The organism is Variovorax sp. DAIF25, from assembly GCF_050711835.1.
In the GTDB taxonomy this organism is placed as follows: Bacteria; Pseudomonadota; Gammaproteobacteria; order Burkholderiales; family Burkholderiaceae_C; genus Variovorax.
In genome coordinates, this window is sequence record NZ_CP136637.1 from 2,181,430 (window position 1) to 2,198,644 (window position 17,215).

17 protein-coding genes are annotated in these 17,215 nt (G+C 68.0%); 10 read left to right on the forward strand and 7 right to left on the reverse strand.

Annotated features, from left to right (window positions below; all coding sequences use genetic code 11):
* Positions 1-42: 42 nt before the first annotated feature.
* Positions 43-1,542, reverse strand: a complete 1,500-nt coding sequence (locus R0232_RS44570; RefSeq protein WP_431513610.1) for an MFS transporter — start codon at positions 1,540-1,542, stop codon at positions 43-45.
* Between the two features lie 138 nt (positions 1,543-1,680).
* On the opposite strand from R0232_RS44570, the gene R0232_RS44575 reads away from it, so the two are divergent.
* Together R0232_RS44575 and R0232_RS44580 are read left to right on the forward strand one after the other, a co-directional pair.
* A complete protein-coding gene (locus tag R0232_RS44575; RefSeq protein ID WP_431513611.1) occupies positions 1,681-2,601 on the forward strand; it encodes a LysR substrate-binding domain-containing protein in 921 nt (306 codons plus the stop codon).
* A 133-nt stretch (positions 2,602-2,734) separates the two neighbouring features.
* On the forward strand, positions 2,735-3,475 hold the full coding sequence (locus R0232_RS44580; RefSeq protein ID WP_431513612.1) for an SDR family NAD(P)-dependent oxidoreductase: 741 nt from the start codon (positions 2,735-2,737) through the stop codon (positions 3,473-3,475).
* A gap of 3 nt (positions 3,476-3,478) precedes the next feature.
* On the opposite strand, the gene R0232_RS44585 is transcribed toward R0232_RS44580, so the two are convergent.
* Positions 3,479-3,886: a winged helix-turn-helix transcriptional regulator gene (locus R0232_RS44585; protein WP_431513613.1), complete on the reverse strand. Its 408-nt coding sequence runs from the start codon at positions 3,884-3,886 to the stop codon at positions 3,479-3,481.
* A gap of 56 nt (positions 3,887-3,942) precedes the next feature.
* On the opposite strand from R0232_RS44585, the gene R0232_RS44590 reads away from it, so the two are divergent.
* The 5 genes from R0232_RS44590 to R0232_RS44610 all read left to right on the forward strand — a co-directional run bounded on the left by R0232_RS44590 (position 3,943) and on the right by R0232_RS44610 (position 8,628).
* The gene (locus R0232_RS44590) at positions 3,943-4,329 is read left to right on the forward strand and encodes a YybH family protein (protein WP_431513614.1); all 387 of its coding nucleotides are present in this window, start codon (positions 3,943-3,945) and stop codon (positions 4,327-4,329) included.
* A 168-nt stretch (positions 4,330-4,497) separates the two neighbouring features.
* The gene (locus R0232_RS44595; RefSeq protein ID WP_431514671.1) at positions 4,498-6,414 is read left to right on the forward strand and encodes a bifunctional metallophosphatase/5'-nucleotidase; all 1,917 of its coding nucleotides are present in this window, start codon (positions 4,498-4,500) and stop codon (positions 6,412-6,414) included.
* Positions 6,415-6,629: 215 nt separating this feature from the next.
* Positions 6,630-7,973 carry an NADP-specific glutamate dehydrogenase gene (gdhA, locus tag R0232_RS44600; RefSeq protein ID WP_093353132.1) on the forward strand — a complete coding sequence of 448 codons (1,344 nt, stop codon included), beginning with the start codon at positions 6,630-6,632 and terminating at the stop codon, positions 7,971-7,973.
* 65 nt (positions 7,974-8,038) lie between these two features.
* A complete protein-coding gene (locus tag R0232_RS44605) occupies positions 8,039-8,311 on the forward strand; it encodes a type II toxin-antitoxin system Phd/YefM family antitoxin (protein WP_296787229.1) in 273 nt (90 codons plus the stop codon).
* The gene (locus R0232_RS44610; RefSeq protein ID WP_296787232.1) at positions 8,308-8,628 is read left to right on the forward strand and encodes a type II toxin-antitoxin system RelE/ParE family toxin; all 321 of its coding nucleotides are present in this window, start codon (positions 8,308-8,310) and stop codon (positions 8,626-8,628) included. The genes R0232_RS44605 and R0232_RS44610 overlap by 4 nt, the downstream gene beginning before the upstream one ends.
* Before the next feature lie 40 nt (positions 8,629-8,668).
* Here the strand turns inward: R0232_RS44610 and R0232_RS44615 are convergent, their stop codons facing one another.
* The 3 genes from R0232_RS44615 to R0232_RS44625 form a co-directional block, all read right to left on the reverse strand.
* Entirely contained in the window at positions 8,669-9,247 is a 579-nt protein-coding gene (locus R0232_RS44615; RefSeq protein ID WP_431513615.1) for a dihydrofolate reductase family protein, read from the reverse strand.
* 243 nt (positions 9,248-9,490) lie between these two features.
* Positions 9,491-10,453, reverse strand: coding sequence for a Bug family tripartite tricarboxylate transporter substrate binding protein (locus tag R0232_RS44620; RefSeq protein ID WP_398492006.1), 963 nt, complete (start codon positions 10,451-10,453; stop codon positions 9,491-9,493).
* A 27-nt stretch (positions 10,454-10,480) separates the two neighbouring features.
* A complete protein-coding gene (locus tag R0232_RS44625) occupies positions 10,481-12,556 on the reverse strand; it encodes a metallophosphoesterase (protein WP_431513616.1) in 2,076 nt (691 codons plus the stop codon).
* A 100-nt stretch (positions 12,557-12,656) separates the two neighbouring features.
* Between R0232_RS44625 and R0232_RS44630 the strand changes: the two genes are divergently transcribed.
* Positions 12,657-13,496, forward strand: coding sequence for an IclR family transcriptional regulator (locus R0232_RS44630; protein WP_203207840.1), 840 nt, complete (start codon positions 12,657-12,659; stop codon positions 13,494-13,496).
* 93 nt (positions 13,497-13,589) lie between these two features.
* On the opposite strand, the gene R0232_RS44635 is transcribed toward R0232_RS44630, so the two are convergent.
* Positions 13,590-14,498 carry a LysR family transcriptional regulator gene (locus R0232_RS44635; RefSeq protein WP_431513617.1) on the reverse strand — a complete coding sequence of 303 codons (909 nt, stop codon included), beginning with the start codon at positions 14,496-14,498 and terminating at the stop codon, positions 13,590-13,592.
* Between the two features lie 99 nt (positions 14,499-14,597).
* Here R0232_RS44635 and R0232_RS44640 point away from each other — a divergent pair, with 99 nt between their 5' ends.
* A complete protein-coding gene (locus R0232_RS44640) occupies positions 14,598-15,764 on the forward strand; it encodes a mandelate racemase/muconate lactonizing enzyme family protein (protein WP_431513618.1) in 1,167 nt (388 codons plus the stop codon).
* Between the two features lie 118 nt (positions 15,765-15,882).
* Positions 15,883-16,215 carry a hypothetical protein gene (locus R0232_RS44645; RefSeq protein WP_143129319.1) on the forward strand — a complete coding sequence of 111 codons (333 nt, stop codon included), beginning with the start codon at positions 15,883-15,885 and terminating at the stop codon, positions 16,213-16,215.
* A 9-nt stretch (positions 16,216-16,224) separates the two neighbouring features.
* On the opposite strand, the gene R0232_RS44650 is transcribed toward R0232_RS44645, so the two are convergent.
* Positions 16,225-17,154 (reverse strand): LysR substrate-binding domain-containing protein, encoded by a 930-nt coding sequence (locus R0232_RS44650; protein WP_431513619.1) that lies wholly within the window; start codon positions 17,152-17,154, stop codon positions 16,225-16,227.
* Positions 17,155-17,215: the final 61 nt, after the last annotated feature.

Below are 17,215 nucleotides of genomic sequence, written 5' to 3' on the forward strand. Positions count from 1 at the left end.
AAGAAGCCACCAGCCTGGCTTGAAGAGAACGGCTGCGGGCGTTCAGGATCGCTCGGCGCGCCACCAGGCGAGCACGGCGCCGAGCAACACCAGCACAGCCAGCACCGCGGGCACGGCGGCGATCGCACCGCGGAACGCCTCGACCGCCGCCGCGCCGCCCGAGGCCAGCGCGCCGAACTGCCCGGCCGCCACGGCATTGAGCAGCTCGCGCGGCACCGGCTCGCCGATGGCGGCCGCGAGCCGCGGCGCCAGGGCCTGCACCAGCACCGCACCCGGCACGATGGCGCCGAGCGCATCGCCGAGCAGCCGCAGCACGTTGAAGGCGGCCGATCCGGTGCCGGCCAGCGCGTTCGGCAGGCTGGCCATCGCGAGGTAGTCGAGCAGGCCGTAGAGGCAGCCGGCGCCGCTGCCGCAGACGGCGAGCGCCAGCCACTCGAGCGCCGCGGGACGCGAGAGATCGGTCCACGCCAGATACAACAGGCCCAGGCCGGCCGCCATCGCGAGGCAGCCGCCGACCAGCACGGCCCGCGTGCCGATGTGCACGGCCAGGCGCGAGGCGAGGGCCGGCATCACCATCGCGGGCATCAGCAGCGCGAGCAGGGTGCGCCCCGCGCTGTTCGCGTCGTGGCCGCGCGCGGCCTGCTGGTGCAGCGGCACGTAGATGAACATCGCGACCCATACCGTGGTGAACAGCAAGGTCAGCAGGCAGGCGAACACGAAGCCGCGGTTGCGCAGCAGCGCGGGCGGCAGCAGCGGCGCCGGATGCCGGCGCTGCGAGCGCGCGAACAGCGATCCCGCGACCAGCGCGAGCGCCAGGCAGGCGAGCACGGCGCTCGCGCCCCAGCCATGCTCGGCACCGAGGATGCCGAAGGCCATCGCGGCCGCGATGGTCGTGAAGCCCAGCACGGCGCCCACGCGATCGAAGCGCGCGCCCGCCGGCCGGCCCGCATGGCCGCGGAAATTCCACAGCGCCAGCGCGAGCGCGGCCAGCACCAGCGGCAGATGGATCGCGAGCGCCGCGCGCCAGCCGCCCTGCGCGGCCGCGGCGCCCGACAGCAGCGCACCCAGCGTGAGGCCGACGCCGCCGCAACTGCCGAGCCAGCCGAAGGCGCGCTTGCGTTCGGCCTCGCCATGGAACACGGCCGTGAGCGCGGCCGGGCCGCTGGCCGCGAGCAGCGCGCCGCCGGCGCCCTGCAGGAAGCGCGCGACCAGCAGCCATTCGGTGCGCGTGGCCAGCACGGCCATCAGCGTGAAGGTGCTGAAGATCGCGCCGCCCGCGATGAAGCTGCGGCGCTGGCCGATGCGGTCGGCGAGCGCACCGGCCGGCAGCAGGAAGGCGGCGAAGCTCAGCACGAACAGGTTGAGCACCCATTGCAGCGCGCCGAAGCCGATGCCGAAGGCCGCGCCGATCGGCACCAGCGCCACGCCCGCGGCCGTGATCGACATCGCGATCGCGGCCATCGAGAGGCAGGCCGCGGCCAGGGTGGCGCCGCGCGTGGCGGCATCGGCCGGCGTCGGGGTGGTGAGAATGGAGGTCGGCATCGGCACGCGCATCGTCAAACCGCCCAGGCTACGCAATCGCGGCCGCGGCCGCGATACCGGCGCTGGCACGCCGCGTTGCAGCCGTGGAACGCGGCGCCGCGCCACGCTCGAGGGAAACGCAAGAAAGGCATCGACAGCATGGTGGAAGACCTCAACGACCTGCTCCTGTTCGCCCGCGTGGTCGAGGCGGGCGGCTTCTCGGCGGCCGAGCGCGAGACCGGCACGCCCAAGTCGCGCCTGAGCCGGCGCGTGGGCGCGCTCGAGAAGCAGCTCGGCGTGCGGCTGATCCAGCGCTCGGCGCACCGCTTCCAGGTCACCGACGTGGGCGAGCGCGTCTACCGCCACGCGCGCAGCATGGCCGACGAGGCGCAGGCGGTGCGCGCCACCGTCGACGAGACGCTCGGCGAACCCGCGGGGCCGGTGCGCATCAGCGCCTCGCCGGTGTCGGGCGAGCTGCTGCTCGGCGGCTGGCTCGGCGAGTTCAGCCTGCGGCATCCGAAGGTGCGCATCACGCTCGACCTGTCGAACCGCTTCGTCGACCTGCTGGGCGAGCGCATCGACCTCGCGATCCGCTATGCGAGCCAGCCGCTGGCTTCGGCCGACATCGTCGCGCGGCCGATCGGCGTGGGGCGCATGGAACTGGTGGGCGCGCCCTCGCTGCTGGCGGCGCATGGCGAACCCACCGAGCCGGCCGACCTGCATCGCTTTCCCGCGCTGGGCCAGGGCGGCGGGCCCGACAGCGTGCGGCCCTGGGCACTGGTCGATGGCGACGGCCGGACGCTGCTGCATCATCCGCAGCCGCTCTTGATCAGCGACAACTACCAGGCCCTGCGCGAGGCCGCGCTGCGCGGCGCGGGCCTGGTGCAGCTGCCGATCGAGGCCTGCCGCGATGCGCTGGCCGACGGCCGGCTGCGCCGCGTGCTGCCGGCCTGGCCCTCGCTGGCCACGCAGGCCTATGTGCTGTATCCGAGCCGCAAGGGCATGAGCTCCGCGGTGCGCGCGGTGCTGGCCCTGCTCGAGGCCAAGTACCGCGAACTCGAGCCACCCGGAGCGGGTTGACGAGGGCGTTGCCGCCGCTGGCGTTGCAGCGGCGGCAACGCCCCGTTGCGCCCGCACGGCTCGTGCAACGCGCCGCGCGGCCCTACCTTCGAAGCTTCCTTGTCATCCCTGTTCGCAGAGAAAGAAGCTTCCCATGAACACACCGAACCAGAAGATCGCCGTCGTCTCCGGCGGCTCGCGCGGCATCGGCGCCGCCGTGGCGCGCCGCCTCGCGCGCGACGGCATCGCCGTCGCGCTGCTGCACCGGAGCAATGCCGCCGCGGCCGAGGCCGTGGTGCACGGCATCGTGGCCGAAGGCGGGCGCGCATCCGCGTTCCAGGCCGACGTCACCGACGAGGCCGCGGCGAACGCGGCCGTGGCCGCCATCGCCGAGGCCTACGGCCACATCGACATCCTCGTGCATGCGGCCGGCACCTTCGTCGCGGCGCCGGTGGGCGAGCTCACGCGCGCGATGTTCGTCGAGCAGATGGACACCCATGCCTGGAGCACCATCGTGCTGACGCAGGCCGTGCTGCCGCACATCCCGAAGGCGGGCGGCGCCATCGTCAACGTGTCGACCGACCTGGTCCACATCCCCGGCGGCGGCACCGCGCTGTACTCCGCGGCCAAGGGCGCGGTCGAGGTGCTGACCAAGGGCTTCGCGATGGAGCTCGGCGCGCGCAACATCCGCGTCAACGCGGTGGCGCCCGCCATCACGCGCACCGACATGACCTCGGGCATCCCGGCCGATCACCTGCGCGAGGAGACCGCGCTCACGCCGCTGGGCCGGCTGGCCGAGCCCGAGGACATCGCCGACGTGGTGGCGTTCCTTGCGTCGAACGATGCGCGCTGGGTGACGGGGCGCACGGTGCTGACCGACGGCGGGCGGATCTAGGCTTCAGCGCTCCAGCAGCAACCGGTCGAGCCTGGGCGGCGGCGTGCTGTCCAGCGAGGCCGACCAGGCCTCGAGCTGGTCGAGCACGCGCTTGAGGCGCTGTCCCGCCTCGCTGAGGCCGTACAGCGCATGCGCACCGCCCGCCTCGTCGTCATGCCGCTGCACCAGCCGCGCCGCCGCGAGTTCGGCGAGCCGCTCGCCGAGCACCTTGGCGGACACGCCCGGCAGCCGGCGCGCGAGCTCGCCATGCCGCAGCGGCGCCGCGGCCAGGTGCCAGAGGACCAGCGCGCTCCAGCGATGGCCCAGCAGCGCGAGCCAGTGCTCGACCGGGCATTCGGCGGGCAGGCGCGGCTGTGGTGGCGTCGGGGCGCGGGCGCCGTGGATCTCTTGGACGACGGGTGCGGTTTCCATTTGGTAAGTCTCGCCGGGCAATGCTCGAATGATGCCCGTCATCGAGGAGCATCGACATGCCTGCCGTCACCCATCCCGCCGAACTCAACCCGCGCTTCGCCGCGCTCTACAACGCGCGCGACCTGGCGGGCCTGCTGTCGCTTTACGAGCCGGACGCCGCGCATCACAACGCGCAGACCGCCGCGACCGACCACGGCCTCGCGGCCATCGAGGCTTCGCTGCGGGCGCTGTTCGCGCTCGGCGGCACCATGACCTCGGGCAACAACTTCTGCGTGGTCAGTGGCGAGCTCGCGCTGCTGCGCGCGGACTGGACCCTTCGCGCGGCGGACGGCGACGTGGTCGCGCAGGGCAGCTCGGCGGAGATCGCACGGCGGCAGGACGACGGGGGCTGGAAGAGCGTGATCGACCACGCGATCGGCGCGAGCCTGGCGCGCGTGGCCTGAGCCGGCACCACCGCGCATCCTCGCATCGATGGCGCGGGCCGCGCATGCATGGCCCGTGCGCCGCAAGGCTGTCATCCCCGCTTCATCCGAGCTTCACACGATCCCGTTTTTCACAAGAGGGGATCAGTCTTGAAACGCATTCTGAGCGCGTCCGCATTGGCGGCCGCGATGTTGCTCGCTGCCTGCGGCGGCGGTGGTGGTTCGTCGGTGGCCTTCATTCCGCCGCCCGCATCGGGTGGCGGTGGCGATACGCCCGGCACGCCCACGGCCCAGCCGATGGATCTGACGATCCTGCACATCAACGACCACCACTCGAACCTCGACAGCAAGACCAAGACCTTGCAGCTGCGCAGCGCCAGCGGCGGTGCGAGCGGCCCGGTGCAGGTCGATGCGGGCGGTTTCCCGCGCGTCACGGCCGCCATCGAGGCGCTGGCCGCGAAGTCCACCAACGTGCTCAAGCTGCATGCGGGCGATGCGCAGACCGGCACGCTCTATTTCAACCGCGCGGGCGCCGACGGCGAGGCCGATGCCGCGCTGATGAACACCGTCTGCTTCGATGCCTTCACGCTCGGCAACCACGAGTTCGACAAGGGCGACAGCGGCCTGAAGAAGTTCATCGACTTCCTGCACAAGGGCGCGTGCAAGACGCCGGTGCTGAGCGCCAACGTCGACTTCGGCGCGAGCTCCGCGCTCCACCCCTCGCGCGCGCCGGGCTACGTCAACAAGTCCATCGTCGTGCAGCGCGGCGGCCAGTCGATCGGGCTCGTGGGCCTGACGATCGCGGCCAAGACCAAGGCCTCGTCGAGCCCCGACCCCGACACCACCTTCGAGGACGAGGCCGTCGCGGCCCAGCGTGAGATCGATGCGCTGAAGGCGCGCGGCGTGAACAAGATCATCGTGATGAGCCACATCGGCTACGAGTACGACAAGACCGTGATCGCCAAGCTCAGCGGCGTGGACGTGGTGGTCGGCGGCGACTCGCACACGCTGGTCGGGCCGGCCGGGCTGACGGCCTATGGCGTGGGCTCGCCCGCGGGGGCCTATCCCACGCGCGCGACCGACAAGGACGGCAAGCCCGTCTGCCTGGTGCAGGCCTGGGAATACAGCCAGGTGGTGGGCGAGCTCAAGGTGTCCTTCGATGCGCAGGGCAACGTGACGAACTGCGCCGGCACGCCGCACGTGCTGATCGGCGACGAGTTCAAGGTCGGCAGCGCTTCCAACGCGCCGGCCGCCACGCCCGAGCAGAAGACGGCGATCCTGGCCGACGTCGCGGCCAGCGGCTTCCTGCGCGTGACCGCGCCCAGCGTGGCGGCGGCAGCGGTGCTCAAGCCCTTCAAGGACAAGGTGGACGCCTTCACGAAGAGCGAGGTGGCCCTGGTGCCGACCGAGCTGTGCTCGCGCCGCGTGCCCGGCGGCGTGGGAACGGTCGACTACAGCCGTTCGAGCGTGGCCTGCAATGCGCTGGGCGAGGTCAGCCTGCGCGGCGGCGACATCCAGCAGCTCGTGGCCCAGGCCTACGTCGACGTGGCCAATGCCGAGTACGGCGGTGCCGACATCTCGCTGCAGAGCGGCGGTGGCGTGCGCGTGCCGCTCAACGGCCGCGTGACCGCCGCGAACGTGATCGAGGTGCTGCCCTTCGGCAACATGCTGTTCCGCCTCGACATCACCGGCCAGGAGGTCAAGCGCATGCTCGAGGACGGCATGCAGGCGGTCTACGGTCCCGGCGGCTCGACCGGCCCGTATCCCTACACCGGCAACCTGCGCTTCGACGTGGACGCGACCAAGGCCGAGGGCAGCCGCGTCGCCAACATCGAGGTGCGCAATGCCGCGGCCAACACCTGGGGCCCGCTGGACCTGACCAAGACCTACAAGCTCTTCGTGCTGAGCTTCAATGCCACAGGCGGCGACGGCTACAAGACCCTGGCCGCCGTGCCCGCCGCGCGCCGCCTCGACATCGGCGTGCTCGACGCGGACGTGTTCCAGACCTACATCGACGGGCAGGCCAAGGACGTCGGGACGGGGCTGCCGCTGCTGCGCAAGCTCGATGGGGCGCTGTACAGCACGAAGTCGTATGTGAAGCCCTGAGGGGCCGAACCAGCGGGCCGCGGGGCGCGGCTCGCCTCCCCAGCTTCGCCGCCAGCGGATGGACATCCGCTGGCGGCGAATTTGTTTTCAATCCAAGTTGGTGCTAATTCGAACCTTATCCCTACGATTTTCATTACTTTGGTGCATAACCTTGAGCCATTCGTGCATGAGAATGCACTATTTTGGTCAGAACGCACCTTTTTGGAGATAGAGGAATGAAGCACGCCAGCGCCCAAGACTTCCTGGCCCATGTGGCCCAGCGCAATCCCGGGCAGCCCGAATACCTGCAGGCCGTGACGGAGGTCATCCAGAGCCTGTGGCCCTTCATCGCACAGCATCCGCGCTACCAGACGCAGGCGCTGCTGGAGCGGCTGGTGGAGCCCGAGCGCGTGATCACCTTCCGTGTCTGCTGGACCGACGACCACGGCGACGTGCAGGTCAACCGCGGCTACCGCATCCAGCACAGCCTGGCCATCGGCCCGTACAAGGGCGGCCTGCGCTTCCATCCGTCCGTGAACCTGTCGATCCTGAAGTTCCTGGCCTTCGAGCAGACCTTCAAGAACGCGCTGACCACGCTGCCGATGGGCGGCGGCAAGGGCGGCTCCGACTTCGATCCCAAGGGCCGCAGCCAGGGCGAGGTCATGCGCTTCTGCCAGGCCTTCGCCACCGAGCTGTTCCGCCACGTGGGCGCCTACACCGACGTGCCCGCGGGCGACATCGGCGTGGGCGGGCGCGAGGTGGGCTACCTCACCGGCATGGTCAAGAAGCTCACCAACCGCGCCGACTGCGTGTTCACCGGCAAGGGCCTCTCCTTCGGCGGCTCGCTGATCCGGCCCGAGGCCACGGGCTACGGCAACGTCTATTTCGCGCAGGAGATGCTGCAGACGCGGGGGCGCAGCTTCGAGGGCCTGCGCGTGTCGGTCTCGGGCGCGGGCAACGTCGCCCAGTACACGATCGAGAAGGCCATGGCGCTCGGGGCCAAGGTGATCACGGTGTCCGACTCCAGCGGCACCGTGGTCGACGAATCGGGCTTCACCGCCGAGAAGCTCGCGGTGCTGATGGACGTGAAGAACCACCACTACGGCCGCGTGAGCGACTACGCCGAGCGCGTCGGCGCGAAGTTCGTCGCCGGTGCCACGCCGTGGCATGTGCCGGTGGACGTGGCGCTGCCCAGCGCGACCCAGAACGAGCTCGACGTCGAGGACGCGAAGACGCTGGTGAAGAACGGCGTGGTCTGCGTGGCCGAGGGCGCGAACATGCCGTCCACCATCGAGGCGGTCAAGGTGTTCGAGGCGGCCGACGTTCTCTATGCGCCGGGCAAGGCCAGCAATGCCGGCGGCGTCGCCACCTCGGGCCTGGAGATGAGCCAGAACGCCGCACGCCTGTCATGGCCGCGCGAGGAGGTCGACGCGCGCCTGCTGCAGATCATGCGCAGCATCCACGAGGCCTGCCTGGCCCACGGGCGCCGCGAGGACGGCCGCGTGAGCTATGTCGATGGCGCGAACGTGGCGGGCTTCGTCAAGGTGGCGGATGCGATGCTGGCGCAGGGTGTGGTTTGAGTCGTGAGGGTGGAGAACTGAATTCAGTCCATAATCGGTCCTTCTTTCGCGGAAGGACAGGCCCGATGAAGTTCTCGACCCAAGTCAAACCCATCAGCTATCTCAAGAGCCACGCTGCGGAGATCGTCAAAGACATCTCCGAAAGTCGCGAACCTCTGTTGATCACCCAGAACGGCGAGGCGAAGCTCGTGGTGATGGATGTCCGTTCCTATGAAGAGCACGAAGAGACGCTTGCGTTGCTGAAGCTCCTGGCATTGGGCAATCGCGAGATCGAGCAGGGGCGGTTTCGCGATGCCGACGAGGTGTTCGCCGACCTGGACAAAGAAGATCTCGAATGAGGGTCGTTTTCCTGCGGTCCGCCGAAGCGGACCTCAAGGACCTGAGAACCTACATCGTCAGGAAGTTCGGCAAGAAGGAATGGCTTGCGAGCTATGCCAGGCTCAAACAATCCGTGGCAATGATCGAGGAACATCCGCAGCTCGGCCGGATTCCCCCCGAACTCGAGGACCTCAACATTGCCCAGTACCGGCAGATCCTCTCGGGCATGAACAGGATCATCTACGAGGTTCGCGGCGACGTCGTCTACATCCACATCGTCTGTGACGCGAGGCGAGATCTTCAGGGGCTATTGATGAAGCGGATCGTGGGCTCGTGAGCTTCGATGTCGTTGCCGAGTGGAGTGCCCCGCCGTTCGGCTATCCCGTCTTCAACGCCCCGCTGAACTTGTAGCTGCCGAGCACCAACCCCGATGGCGTCGTCTTGCTGCCGACGAGTTCGAAGGCCCGCGCCGGCAACCCCTGCGCGAAAAGGCGCTTCCCGGTGCCCAGCAGCACCGGATAGACGATCAGCATCATCTCGTCGACCAGCCGGTGCTCGAGCAGCGTCGACGTCAGCGTGGAGCTGCCCCAGAGCACGAGGTCCGGGCCGGCGCTCGACTTGAGGCGGCCAACGCTCTCGGCGATGTCCGGTCCGAGGCCTTCGAACGGACCCCAGACCAGGCTGTCGGGGCGATGGGTCACGACGTACTTGGTCGCCGCATTCAGGCCGTCCGCCATCGGCCCGCCCGGCGCCTTGGGCCAGTAGTCCGACCACAGGTCGTAGGTGCGGCGGCCCAGCAGCAGGTCGAAGCGTTCGCCATGCGCGGCGAGGACCTCGTCGCGGCCCTCGGGCGTGCGGTAGGGAGCGGTCCAGTCGCCGTACGGGAAGCCGTCCTCGCTGGAGGACTGGATCACGCCGTCTAGCGATACGTGTTCCATGATCTTGAGCTTTCTCATGCGGGTCTCCGTTCCGTGTGCTGGAGGTTCAGATCTGCCGTGTCGCCTTGGATTCGCGCGTGTGGTGCGTGTTGTGGATGGTAGGTCACTCCGGCGGGCTGTTACCGATGCCGCCCTTGGCGCCGCGAGCGTGCATCGTTGGGGCGGTACCTGCGAGACGAGAACAGAGGAAGTCGGCCGCACCATGGCGAGTGCGATGGGCTCGGCGGCCGAATCGATCCGGTATCGACGCCGTCGCGTCCGTCACTGCGAGGCAGTGACGCCCGTGTCCTTGACGATCTGCTCGTATTTCTTCATCTCGGTGTCGATGAATGAACGAAACGCGCCGCCCTGCATGGGTGTCGGGGTCAGTCCCTGGTCTTCGAGGCCTTTCACCATGGCCGGGTCCGCCAACTCCTGCATCACATCCGCCGCGATGGAGTTCGCGAGCGCGGAGGGCATCGCCTTCGGGCCGAACACGCCGAACCAGTTGGTGAGCTGAAGATTCGGCATGCCCAGTTCGGTGGTGGTCGGTACATCCGGCAGCAGCTTCTCTCTTGCCGGCCCCGCGACCGCCAAAGGCTTGAGCCTGCCCGCACGGATTTGCTGCAGCAACGGTGGCGTTGTCGCCCAGAACAGATCGATCTGCCCGCCGATCAGGTCGGCGACGGCAAGCCCCGTTCCTCGATAGGGCACGTGGGTGAGCTGCATGCCGGTCTGGCGTGCAAGCAGTTCGCCGGCGATGTGCTGTTGGCCACCGGTCCCCGGCGATCCGTACGAGATCGACTGGCCGCTTCCCTTGCGCGCAATCAGTTCCTTCATGCTGCCGATCGGCGATTTGGGGCCGGCGGCGAGCACGAGGGGAGCCGAGGCGATCAGCGCGATGGGCGTAAGGTCCGCGATGGGGTCGTAGCGCATGTTCTTGAACACGAGCTTGTTCATCGAGACCTCGGGCGTGTAGCCCAGCAGCAAGGTGTAGCCATCGGGCTTCGCGCGCGAGACGGCCTCCGCGCCGATCATGCCGCTCGCACCGGTCCTGTTTTCCACCACCACCTGCTGACCCCATCTGGCGCTCAGCCGGGCGCCCAGCAGCCGCGCGATGATGTCTGTCGAACCCCCTGGTGCGTAGGCCACAACCAACTTGACAGGGTTGTCGGGGAACGCAGCCGTGGAAGCCGCAGAAAGCGTTGCGACGAACACGCCGCAGACAAGAGACTTGATGGACATGGCAGCGCTCCAGGCAGGATGGAAGAACTAGGACAGGCGGATCAGGAGGACTTGCGTTTCCTTCGGCAGGTCGCGGTCCGATAGACGGGCGCGCAGCGCGGCGAAAGGTTCCTGGCCGATACAGGTGGTGCCTTCGACCAGGTCGTATGCCACCTTCGGCGCATGGGCTTCGAGGTACTCCGCCGCGGCCCCGGGGTCTTCGCACAGCAGGACGTAGCGGTCGGGGCCGGCGCTGAACTGCAGCGAGCCCGGGCGGGCTGTTGCCGCATCCGTCAGCGCGAAGGATTCGAAATCCGAGAACAATGCCGCGAGCATCGCGAAGGCCTGCGCGGCAGGGCGCGGATTGAAGCGCCTGTCGATGAACGCGTGGCGCGGAAAGTAGCCCCGGTCCACGTCCATGAAGGTGTCGAAGACATAGCGGATGGACGGCGAAAGCTTCGAGAGAATCATCGATTGCGCCACCTTTGCCACATTGCCACGGTCGTCGGTGCGCGCGATCGCCAGGCTCCTTCCAGACAGCTTGAGCGATACCAGCACCTGACATCGCGTGCGCTCGACGAACCGGTGCAAGGCACGGACGTTCGCGGCAAGATCCTGCTCGGCCTCGAGCCGCACGGTGATGCCGTCGAACTCTCCAGCCAGGCGACCCGCCGCCAGCCGCTCGGCATGCGCGTCGAGTTCGTCGAGCGAAAAGCCGGCGTGGACGAAATGACTGAAGTGCTTGCCGTCGTAGTGCGAGCCGTCGTAGGTCAGGATCTTGGACAGATAGAGCTTTCGTCCGGTGGCCTCGCGAAATGCGCGCCACTCGTCCTTGCGGCGCGAGAAGTTGTCGAGCGTGATGTTGACTTCGAAGGCGTCGACGCCGCAGCCTTCGACATCGGCTTCGGCCAGCGCATCGGTGTTCGGGAGCTTCAACGTGGAAACGATGTAGCGGTGGCCCAGCTTCGCCATGAGCCGCATGCGTTCCCGCGATTCCGGCTCCGCCAGGTCGAGATCCGGCACCTTTGCCAGGCGTGCGCCCATTTCCCAAAGCGCGAGCAGGGGATAGTCATTACGCGCCCATTTGCGGCCGAACTCCTGCACCCCGCCGGTGGCCGTGATCTGCATCGACTCGGCCCATGGATGTCGCAGCTCGACGCCCACGCCATCGAAGGTCGAAGTCTTTGGATGTGCCAGGTAGCGCATGGGCATCCGTGCGGCGGGTGCGCCGAGGGCGGACTGCCGGCCCATGGTGCGGACCGAGTAAGCCACGTGGCCCGTCTCGAAGACATCGACGACAAAGTAGCCGAACTTTTCCACATCGCCCCGGCCGAACTCGTAACCCGGCGACACCTTGTAGAACTCGGTGAAATCGTGCCGCAGGAATGCGGTCGAGGGCAGCATGTAGAACTCGGCGTTACCGGTCCTGTCGTACCAGAAGTTGTGGACGTGCCCGGCGAACACGCCTTCGACATGCGGCCGCTTCATCTGCGCCAACAGCCAGCTCCGGGCCGGTTCGTCCACGTTGTCGTAGTTGCCGCGTTCGTCCTCCTTGTAGATGAACGGGGGGTAGTGCATGAACAGGAACACCCGCTTGTCGTCCGCACCATCCATCTGCGCCTCGAACCACTGCTTCTGCGCTTGCTCCTGAGGCAGGCCCGAATTGAGCAACAGCGAGTTCAAGAAGACGAAGCGAAGGTTCTCGCGGTCGAAGGCGTGGTAGTCGGCTCCGAAGGCGCCACGGTAGATGTCGAGATAGTCGCCGCACACCTGGTCGGCGGGCATCCAGTCGACGCGCTTGTCGCCGACGTCGTGATTGCCCGGTACCAGATGCAAGGGCACCTTGAGGGGGGAGGCGATGGCCTTGAATTGCGCGACCGCATCGCCGAACGTTGGCAGCGAGGGCACGGGATGGACGATGTCGCCCAAGTGGACGACGAAGGCTGGTGCCGGCGACATGGCCGCGATGTCCTGAAACACGTGGCGCGCGCGCTCGTTGGCCAGCTGGTTCGTGTGATACGGGGAGCTGGAAGCGTCGTCGCGTTCGTTCACATGGGTATCCGCAACGACGGCGAAGGAGAACAGCAGCGAGCCGTGGTCCTTGAGCGCTGGTCGTGTGATCATTTTTCCCACCTTTCGTTTGAATTCCACATAGTTGAACGATATGTGTTTTAAGACCGTTTAATGGAACAAAATTATGAAAACGTGTCGATAAAATGTCAACATGGCTTCTCAACAACCCGCCAAGCGGGATCTCCCCGGTCCGGAATTCCTCGGCGACGAAGCGTTGGCCAACCATCCGCAGTTCGCTTCGACGCTGGCTTCGGGGTTGGCGGTGCTTGGCTGCTTTGCGGGGGGCGCGCTGACCCTCGGCAACAAGGACATCGCTGACAAGTTGGGACTGACGCGCCCCACCGTCTCGCGGCTCGCCTTCACGCTCATGGGGTTGGGGTACCTGCGAAAGGACTCGCAGACAGGCAAGTACTCGCTCGGGCCTGCGGTGCTGTCGCTGGGCTATCCGCTGCTGTCGCAGTTGATGATCCGGCGGGTGGCCGCGCCCGAGATGCTGGAGCTCGCGCGCTATGTGCGAGGTCCTGTGTCCGTGGGGACACGGGATCGACTACAGGTCGTCTACGTCGAAACGGTTCAAGGGTTGGACACCAACTCGACCCGTCCCGATATCGGCTCCACGCGTCCGATCTTGCGCACGGCGATGGGCAGGGCGCTGCTCTTCGCGCTCGATCCGCAAGAACGCGCCTTGGTACTGAAGCGGCTCGAGGAATCGCAGCCTGAAGACTGGACTGCGTTCTCGCAAGCGGCGGCGCAGGCCCAGGAGCAAATCGCCGCGCGAGACTTCTGCGTGGTGTCGGGCGACTGGCAACCCACGCTCGCTGCGGTGGGAGTTCCGATGCGCATGCCCGTCAATGGAATGGCACTGGCCTTCAACCTGACCGTGCCGTCCTATTCCACGGATATCGACCAGCTCGAAAGGAGCTTGGGCCCCCGCCTGGTGGATCTGGTCCGCAGCGTCGAATCCAAGCTCGGATCGCTCGAGGCGCGGTAGCCCGCTTGTCCGGTTGCGAGCCGTCAGAAGCGCCACGAAATCCGAAGAGGAATTCCCGGAGCCATGCTCCCATGGCGATGGGTCCGGTGAATGTCAGGGTCGAGCGTGGCGATGCGCCGCCTTCCAGAACGCCTCGACCGCCGTGCCCATCGGCTCGCGCCCGCGGTACAGCCGCACCTGCAGCGGCACGACCCATTCCTCGCCACCGGCCGGCACCAGCGTTCCCGCCGCGATGTCCTCGTCGACCAATGTCCTCGGCAGCCACGCAATCCCCCGCCCATCGAGCGCCATGGTCCGCAGCACCGAGGCCAGGTGCGCGGTGAACACCACCTTCGGCGCCAGCGCATCGAGCCTGCGGCCCAGCACGGCCTGCGCGATCCGTCCCAGCCCCGATTCCTGGCTGTAGGCAAGCAACGGCACGGGCGCGGTGGCGCTCTTGCCCAGCACATGCCGCGTGCGGCCCCGGGGGCCGTGCGCGCTGACCGGCACCAGCGCGTCGGCGCCGATCTGCGTCGACAGCGTGTCCGAGCCATCGAGCGAGTTCGCGGCCTCGGGATGCGCATGGCTCAGCACGAACTGCACCTTGCCCTGCGACAGCAGCAGCTCGCAGCGCGGCAGCAGGTCGGACATGAGCTGCACCGGGCCCAGCGCCACGCGCGACTCGAGCGCGCGCAGCCAGCGCGGCAGGAAGGTGAACGAGAGCGCGTGCGTGGCGGCGAGCCGCAGGGTCGCGGCATCGGCTTCGTTGACGGCGCGCGCATCGGCCGGAATGCGGTCGACGCGCGCACGCAGCTCGCGCGCGACCGTGCCGAACCATTCGCCCGCGGGCGTGAGCGTGGCGGGCTGGCCGCTGCGGTCGAACAGCTCGGTGCCCAGCCATTCCTCGAGCGCACGCACGCGGCGGCTGAAGGCCGGCTGGGTCAGGTGGCGCTCCTCGGCCGCGCGCGAGAAGTTGCCCGTTTCGGCCAGCACCAGGAAATCGTCGAGCCAGAGGAAATTCATGGCGGTGCTTTCAAGGCATCGAAGTCTAGAAAAAGGGCATTGGCCGGATCGGCGCCGCGCGGCCACCATCGGGTCTTCCTCAGCTCCTGGAGACCTCCCGTGAAGATCGTCGAGATCCGCGAACAGACCCTTCCGATCAGTTCGCCCATCCGCAATGCGTACATCGACTTTAGCAAGATGACCCTGAGCCTCGTGGCGGTGATCACCGACGTGGTCCGCGACGGCAAGCCGGTGGTCGGCTACGGCTTCAATTCGAACGGCCGCTACGGCCAAGGCACGCTGATGCGCGAGCGCTTCATTCCGCGCATCCTCGAAGCGCAGCCCGACACGCTGCTCGACGCGAGCGGCCGCAACCTCGATCCGCACAAGGTGTGGGACACGATGTTCAAGAACGAGAAGCCCGGCGGCCATGGCGAGCGCTCGGTCGCCATCGGCACCATCGACATGGCGGTGTGGGACGCGGTGGCGAAGATCGAGGGCAAGCCGCTGTTCCAGCTGCTGGCCGAGCGCTACGGCAACGGCACGCCGAACCCGAAGGTCTTCGTCTACGCGGCCGGCGGCTACTACTACCCGGGCCAGGACCACGGCAAGCTCAAGGACGAGATGCGCAGCTACATCGACCGCGGCTACACGGTGGTCAAGAAGAAGATCGGCGGCGATTCGCTCGACGAGGACCTGCGCCGCATCGACTCGATCCTCGGCGTGCTGCAGGACGGCCAGAAGCTCTGCGTGGACGCGAACGGCCGCTTCGACCTCGACACGGCGATCGCCTATGCCAAGGCGTTGTCGCAGTACGACCTCTTCTGGTACGAGGAAGCCGGCGATCCGCTCGACTTCGAACTGCAGGCCACGCTGCGCAACTACTACGCCAACCCGATGGCCACGGGCGAGAACCTGTTCTCGATGCAGGACGCGCGCAACCTGATCCGCCACGGCGGCATGCGGCCCGACCGCGACTGGCTGCAGTTCGATTGCGCGCTCAGCTACGGCCTGGTCGAGTACCTGCGCACGCTCGACATGCTCAAGCAGCACGGCTGGTCCGCGAGCCGCTGCATCCCGCATGGCGGCCACCAGATGTCGCTCAACATCGCGGCCGGCCTGGGGCTCGGCGGCAACGAGTCCTACCCCGACCTGTTCCAGCCCTTCGGCGGCTTCCCCGACGGCGTGAAGGTGGAGAACGGCCACGTCACGCTGCCGCCGCTGCCGGGCATCGGCTTCGAGGGCAAGGCCGACCTGTACGCGCGGATGCGGGCGCTGTCGGATTGAGTGTCGGACGGAGGGGGCGATCGAACGCGCGGCCCGTGCGTCCGCTATATTCCGCCGGCCCCATCGCGGCCGGCGGGAGCGCAAGCCGCTGCGTCTCGCAACCCCTCAGGAGATCGAAGTGCATCCAAAGTTTTGCGGCCTCGTGGCCATCGTCGTGGCGCTGTCGGGCTGCAGCCTGTGGCCGAAGTCCGGCCCGTCCAAGGATGCGCCGAAGGCCGCGGCACCGAGCGAGACCTACCACTCGGACCGGCCCAAGTCCTTCACCAACACCGCGGGCGTGTCGGTGCCCGAGAACCTGATGCTGCTGTGCCAGTACCGCGTGGGCAAGACGCTGGCGGAACAGGACGAGAAGAACCGGCAGTCGACCACGCCGCAGCGGCTCGAGTACGGCACGGGCGCGAGCGCGCCGCTGAAGGCTTGTTTGTCGGCTTACGGCTACCTGGAGCGCTGAGCGCGGGACTCATCCCGCGCCAGGGCGCAACTCGGCCGGTGCATCCGACAGCTCGCCGACCAGGAAGTCCCTGAAGCTTTCGGCCGCCGGCGACAGTGCGCGGGCCCGCGCGCAGAACAGCGACAGGTGGCGGTCCACCGTCGGTGAGGTCAGCGGCCGCGACACCAGGCCGAAGGATTCGAGCATCGGCAGCACGCGACTGGGCTGGGCCGTGATGCCGAAGCCGCCGCGCACCATGCCGAGCGCGGTGGTGATGAACGACACCTCGTGCGCCGGATGCAGCGCCAGCGCATCCGAGTGCTTGAACAGGTCGGCCTGCAGCCGGTTCGTGAAGTCGGGCGTGAGGCTCACGAACGGGTGCTGCAGCGCCTGCGCCCAGGTCACGCGGGCGCGCGCGGCCAGCGCATGGTCGCCCGGGCACACCAGCCGGATGCGATCGCGCATCAGGCTTTGCTGCAGCAATTCGGGCGGCGTCGGGCGCTGCGGCGCGATGCAGAGGTCGGCCTCGCCGCTCACGACCCGCGCGGTGGCCTGCTGGTTCAGCGAATCGAGCACGTAGACCGCGATCGCCGGATACCGGCGGCGGTAGCGATGGATCATTTCGGGCAGCGTCGTCGCCGCATAGAGCGGCGTGCAGGCGATGCGCACCGTGCCGCGTTTCTTCTGCTCGAGGTCCTGCGTGCTCTCGAGCGCGCGCGAGAGATCGTCGAGCACCTGCCGCGCGAGCGGATAGAACTCGCTGCCCGCCAGCGCGAGCGCGGTCGACCGCGTCGTGCGGTCGAACAGTCGTACCCCCACGTTGCGTTCGAGATCGCGGATCAAGAGGCTCAGCGCCGAAGGCGTGAGATGGAGCCGGCGCGCCGCCGCGGCAAAGCTGCCGGCATCGGCGATGGCGACGAAGGCGCGCAACTGGCGCAGGGACACGTTCCCGATATTCATAAGACAAGCTCAACAGGGCCTAAAAAAGTCTAGCTTGTCTTAGCAATACCCGCTACCTACG

What these genes read in the sequence shown, in the direction of transcription:
- R0232_RS44570 (WP_431513610.1), bottom strand. Translation starts at nt 1,542, where the DNA reads ATGCCGACCTCCATTCTCACCACCCCGACGCCGGCCGATGCCGCCACG.
- R0232_RS44575 (WP_431513611.1), top strand. Translation starts at nt 1,681, where the DNA reads ATGGTGGAAGACCTCAACGACCTGCTCCTGTTCGCCCGCGTGGTCGAG.
- R0232_RS44580 (WP_431513612.1), top strand. Translation starts at nt 2,735, where the DNA reads ATGAACACACCGAACCAGAAGATCGCCGTCGTCTCCGGCGGCTCGCGC.
- R0232_RS44585 (WP_431513613.1), bottom strand. Translation starts at nt 3,886, where the DNA reads ATGGAAACCGCACCCGTCGTCCAAGAGATCCACGGCGCCCGCGCCCCG.
- R0232_RS44590 (WP_431513614.1), top strand. Translation starts at nt 3,943, where the DNA reads ATGCCTGCCGTCACCCATCCCGCCGAACTCAACCCGCGCTTCGCCGCG.
- R0232_RS44595 (WP_431514671.1), top strand. Translation starts at nt 4,498, where the DNA reads ATGTTGCTCGCTGCCTGCGGCGGCGGTGGTGGTTCGTCGGTGGCCTTC.
- gdhA (WP_093353132.1), top strand. Translation starts at nt 6,630, where the DNA reads ATGAAGCACGCCAGCGCCCAAGACTTCCTGGCCCATGTGGCCCAGCGC.
- R0232_RS44605 (WP_296787229.1), top strand. Translation starts at nt 8,039, where the DNA reads ATGAAGTTCTCGACCCAAGTCAAACCCATCAGCTATCTCAAGAGCCAC.
- R0232_RS44610 (WP_296787232.1), top strand. Translation starts at nt 8,308, where the DNA reads ATGAGGGTCGTTTTCCTGCGGTCCGCCGAAGCGGACCTCAAGGACCTG.
- R0232_RS44615 (WP_431513615.1), bottom strand. Translation starts at nt 9,247, where the DNA reads ATGAGAAAGCTCAAGATCATGGAACACGTATCGCTAGACGGCGTGATC.
- R0232_RS44620 (WP_398492006.1), bottom strand. Translation starts at nt 10,453, where the DNA reads ATGTCCATCAAGTCTCTTGTCTGCGGCGTGTTCGTCGCAACGCTTTCT.
- R0232_RS44625 (WP_431513616.1), bottom strand. Translation starts at nt 12,556, where the DNA reads ATGATCACACGACCAGCGCTCAAGGACCACGGCTCGCTGCTGTTCTCC.
- R0232_RS44630 (WP_203207840.1), top strand. Translation starts at nt 12,657, where the DNA reads ATGGCTTCTCAACAACCCGCCAAGCGGGATCTCCCCGGTCCGGAATTC.
- R0232_RS44635 (WP_431513617.1), bottom strand. Translation starts at nt 14,498, where the DNA reads ATGAATTTCCTCTGGCTCGACGATTTCCTGGTGCTGGCCGAAACGGGC.
- R0232_RS44650 (WP_431513619.1), bottom strand. Translation starts at nt 17,154, where the DNA reads ATGAATATCGGGAACGTGTCCCTGCGCCAGTTGCGCGCCTTCGTCGCC.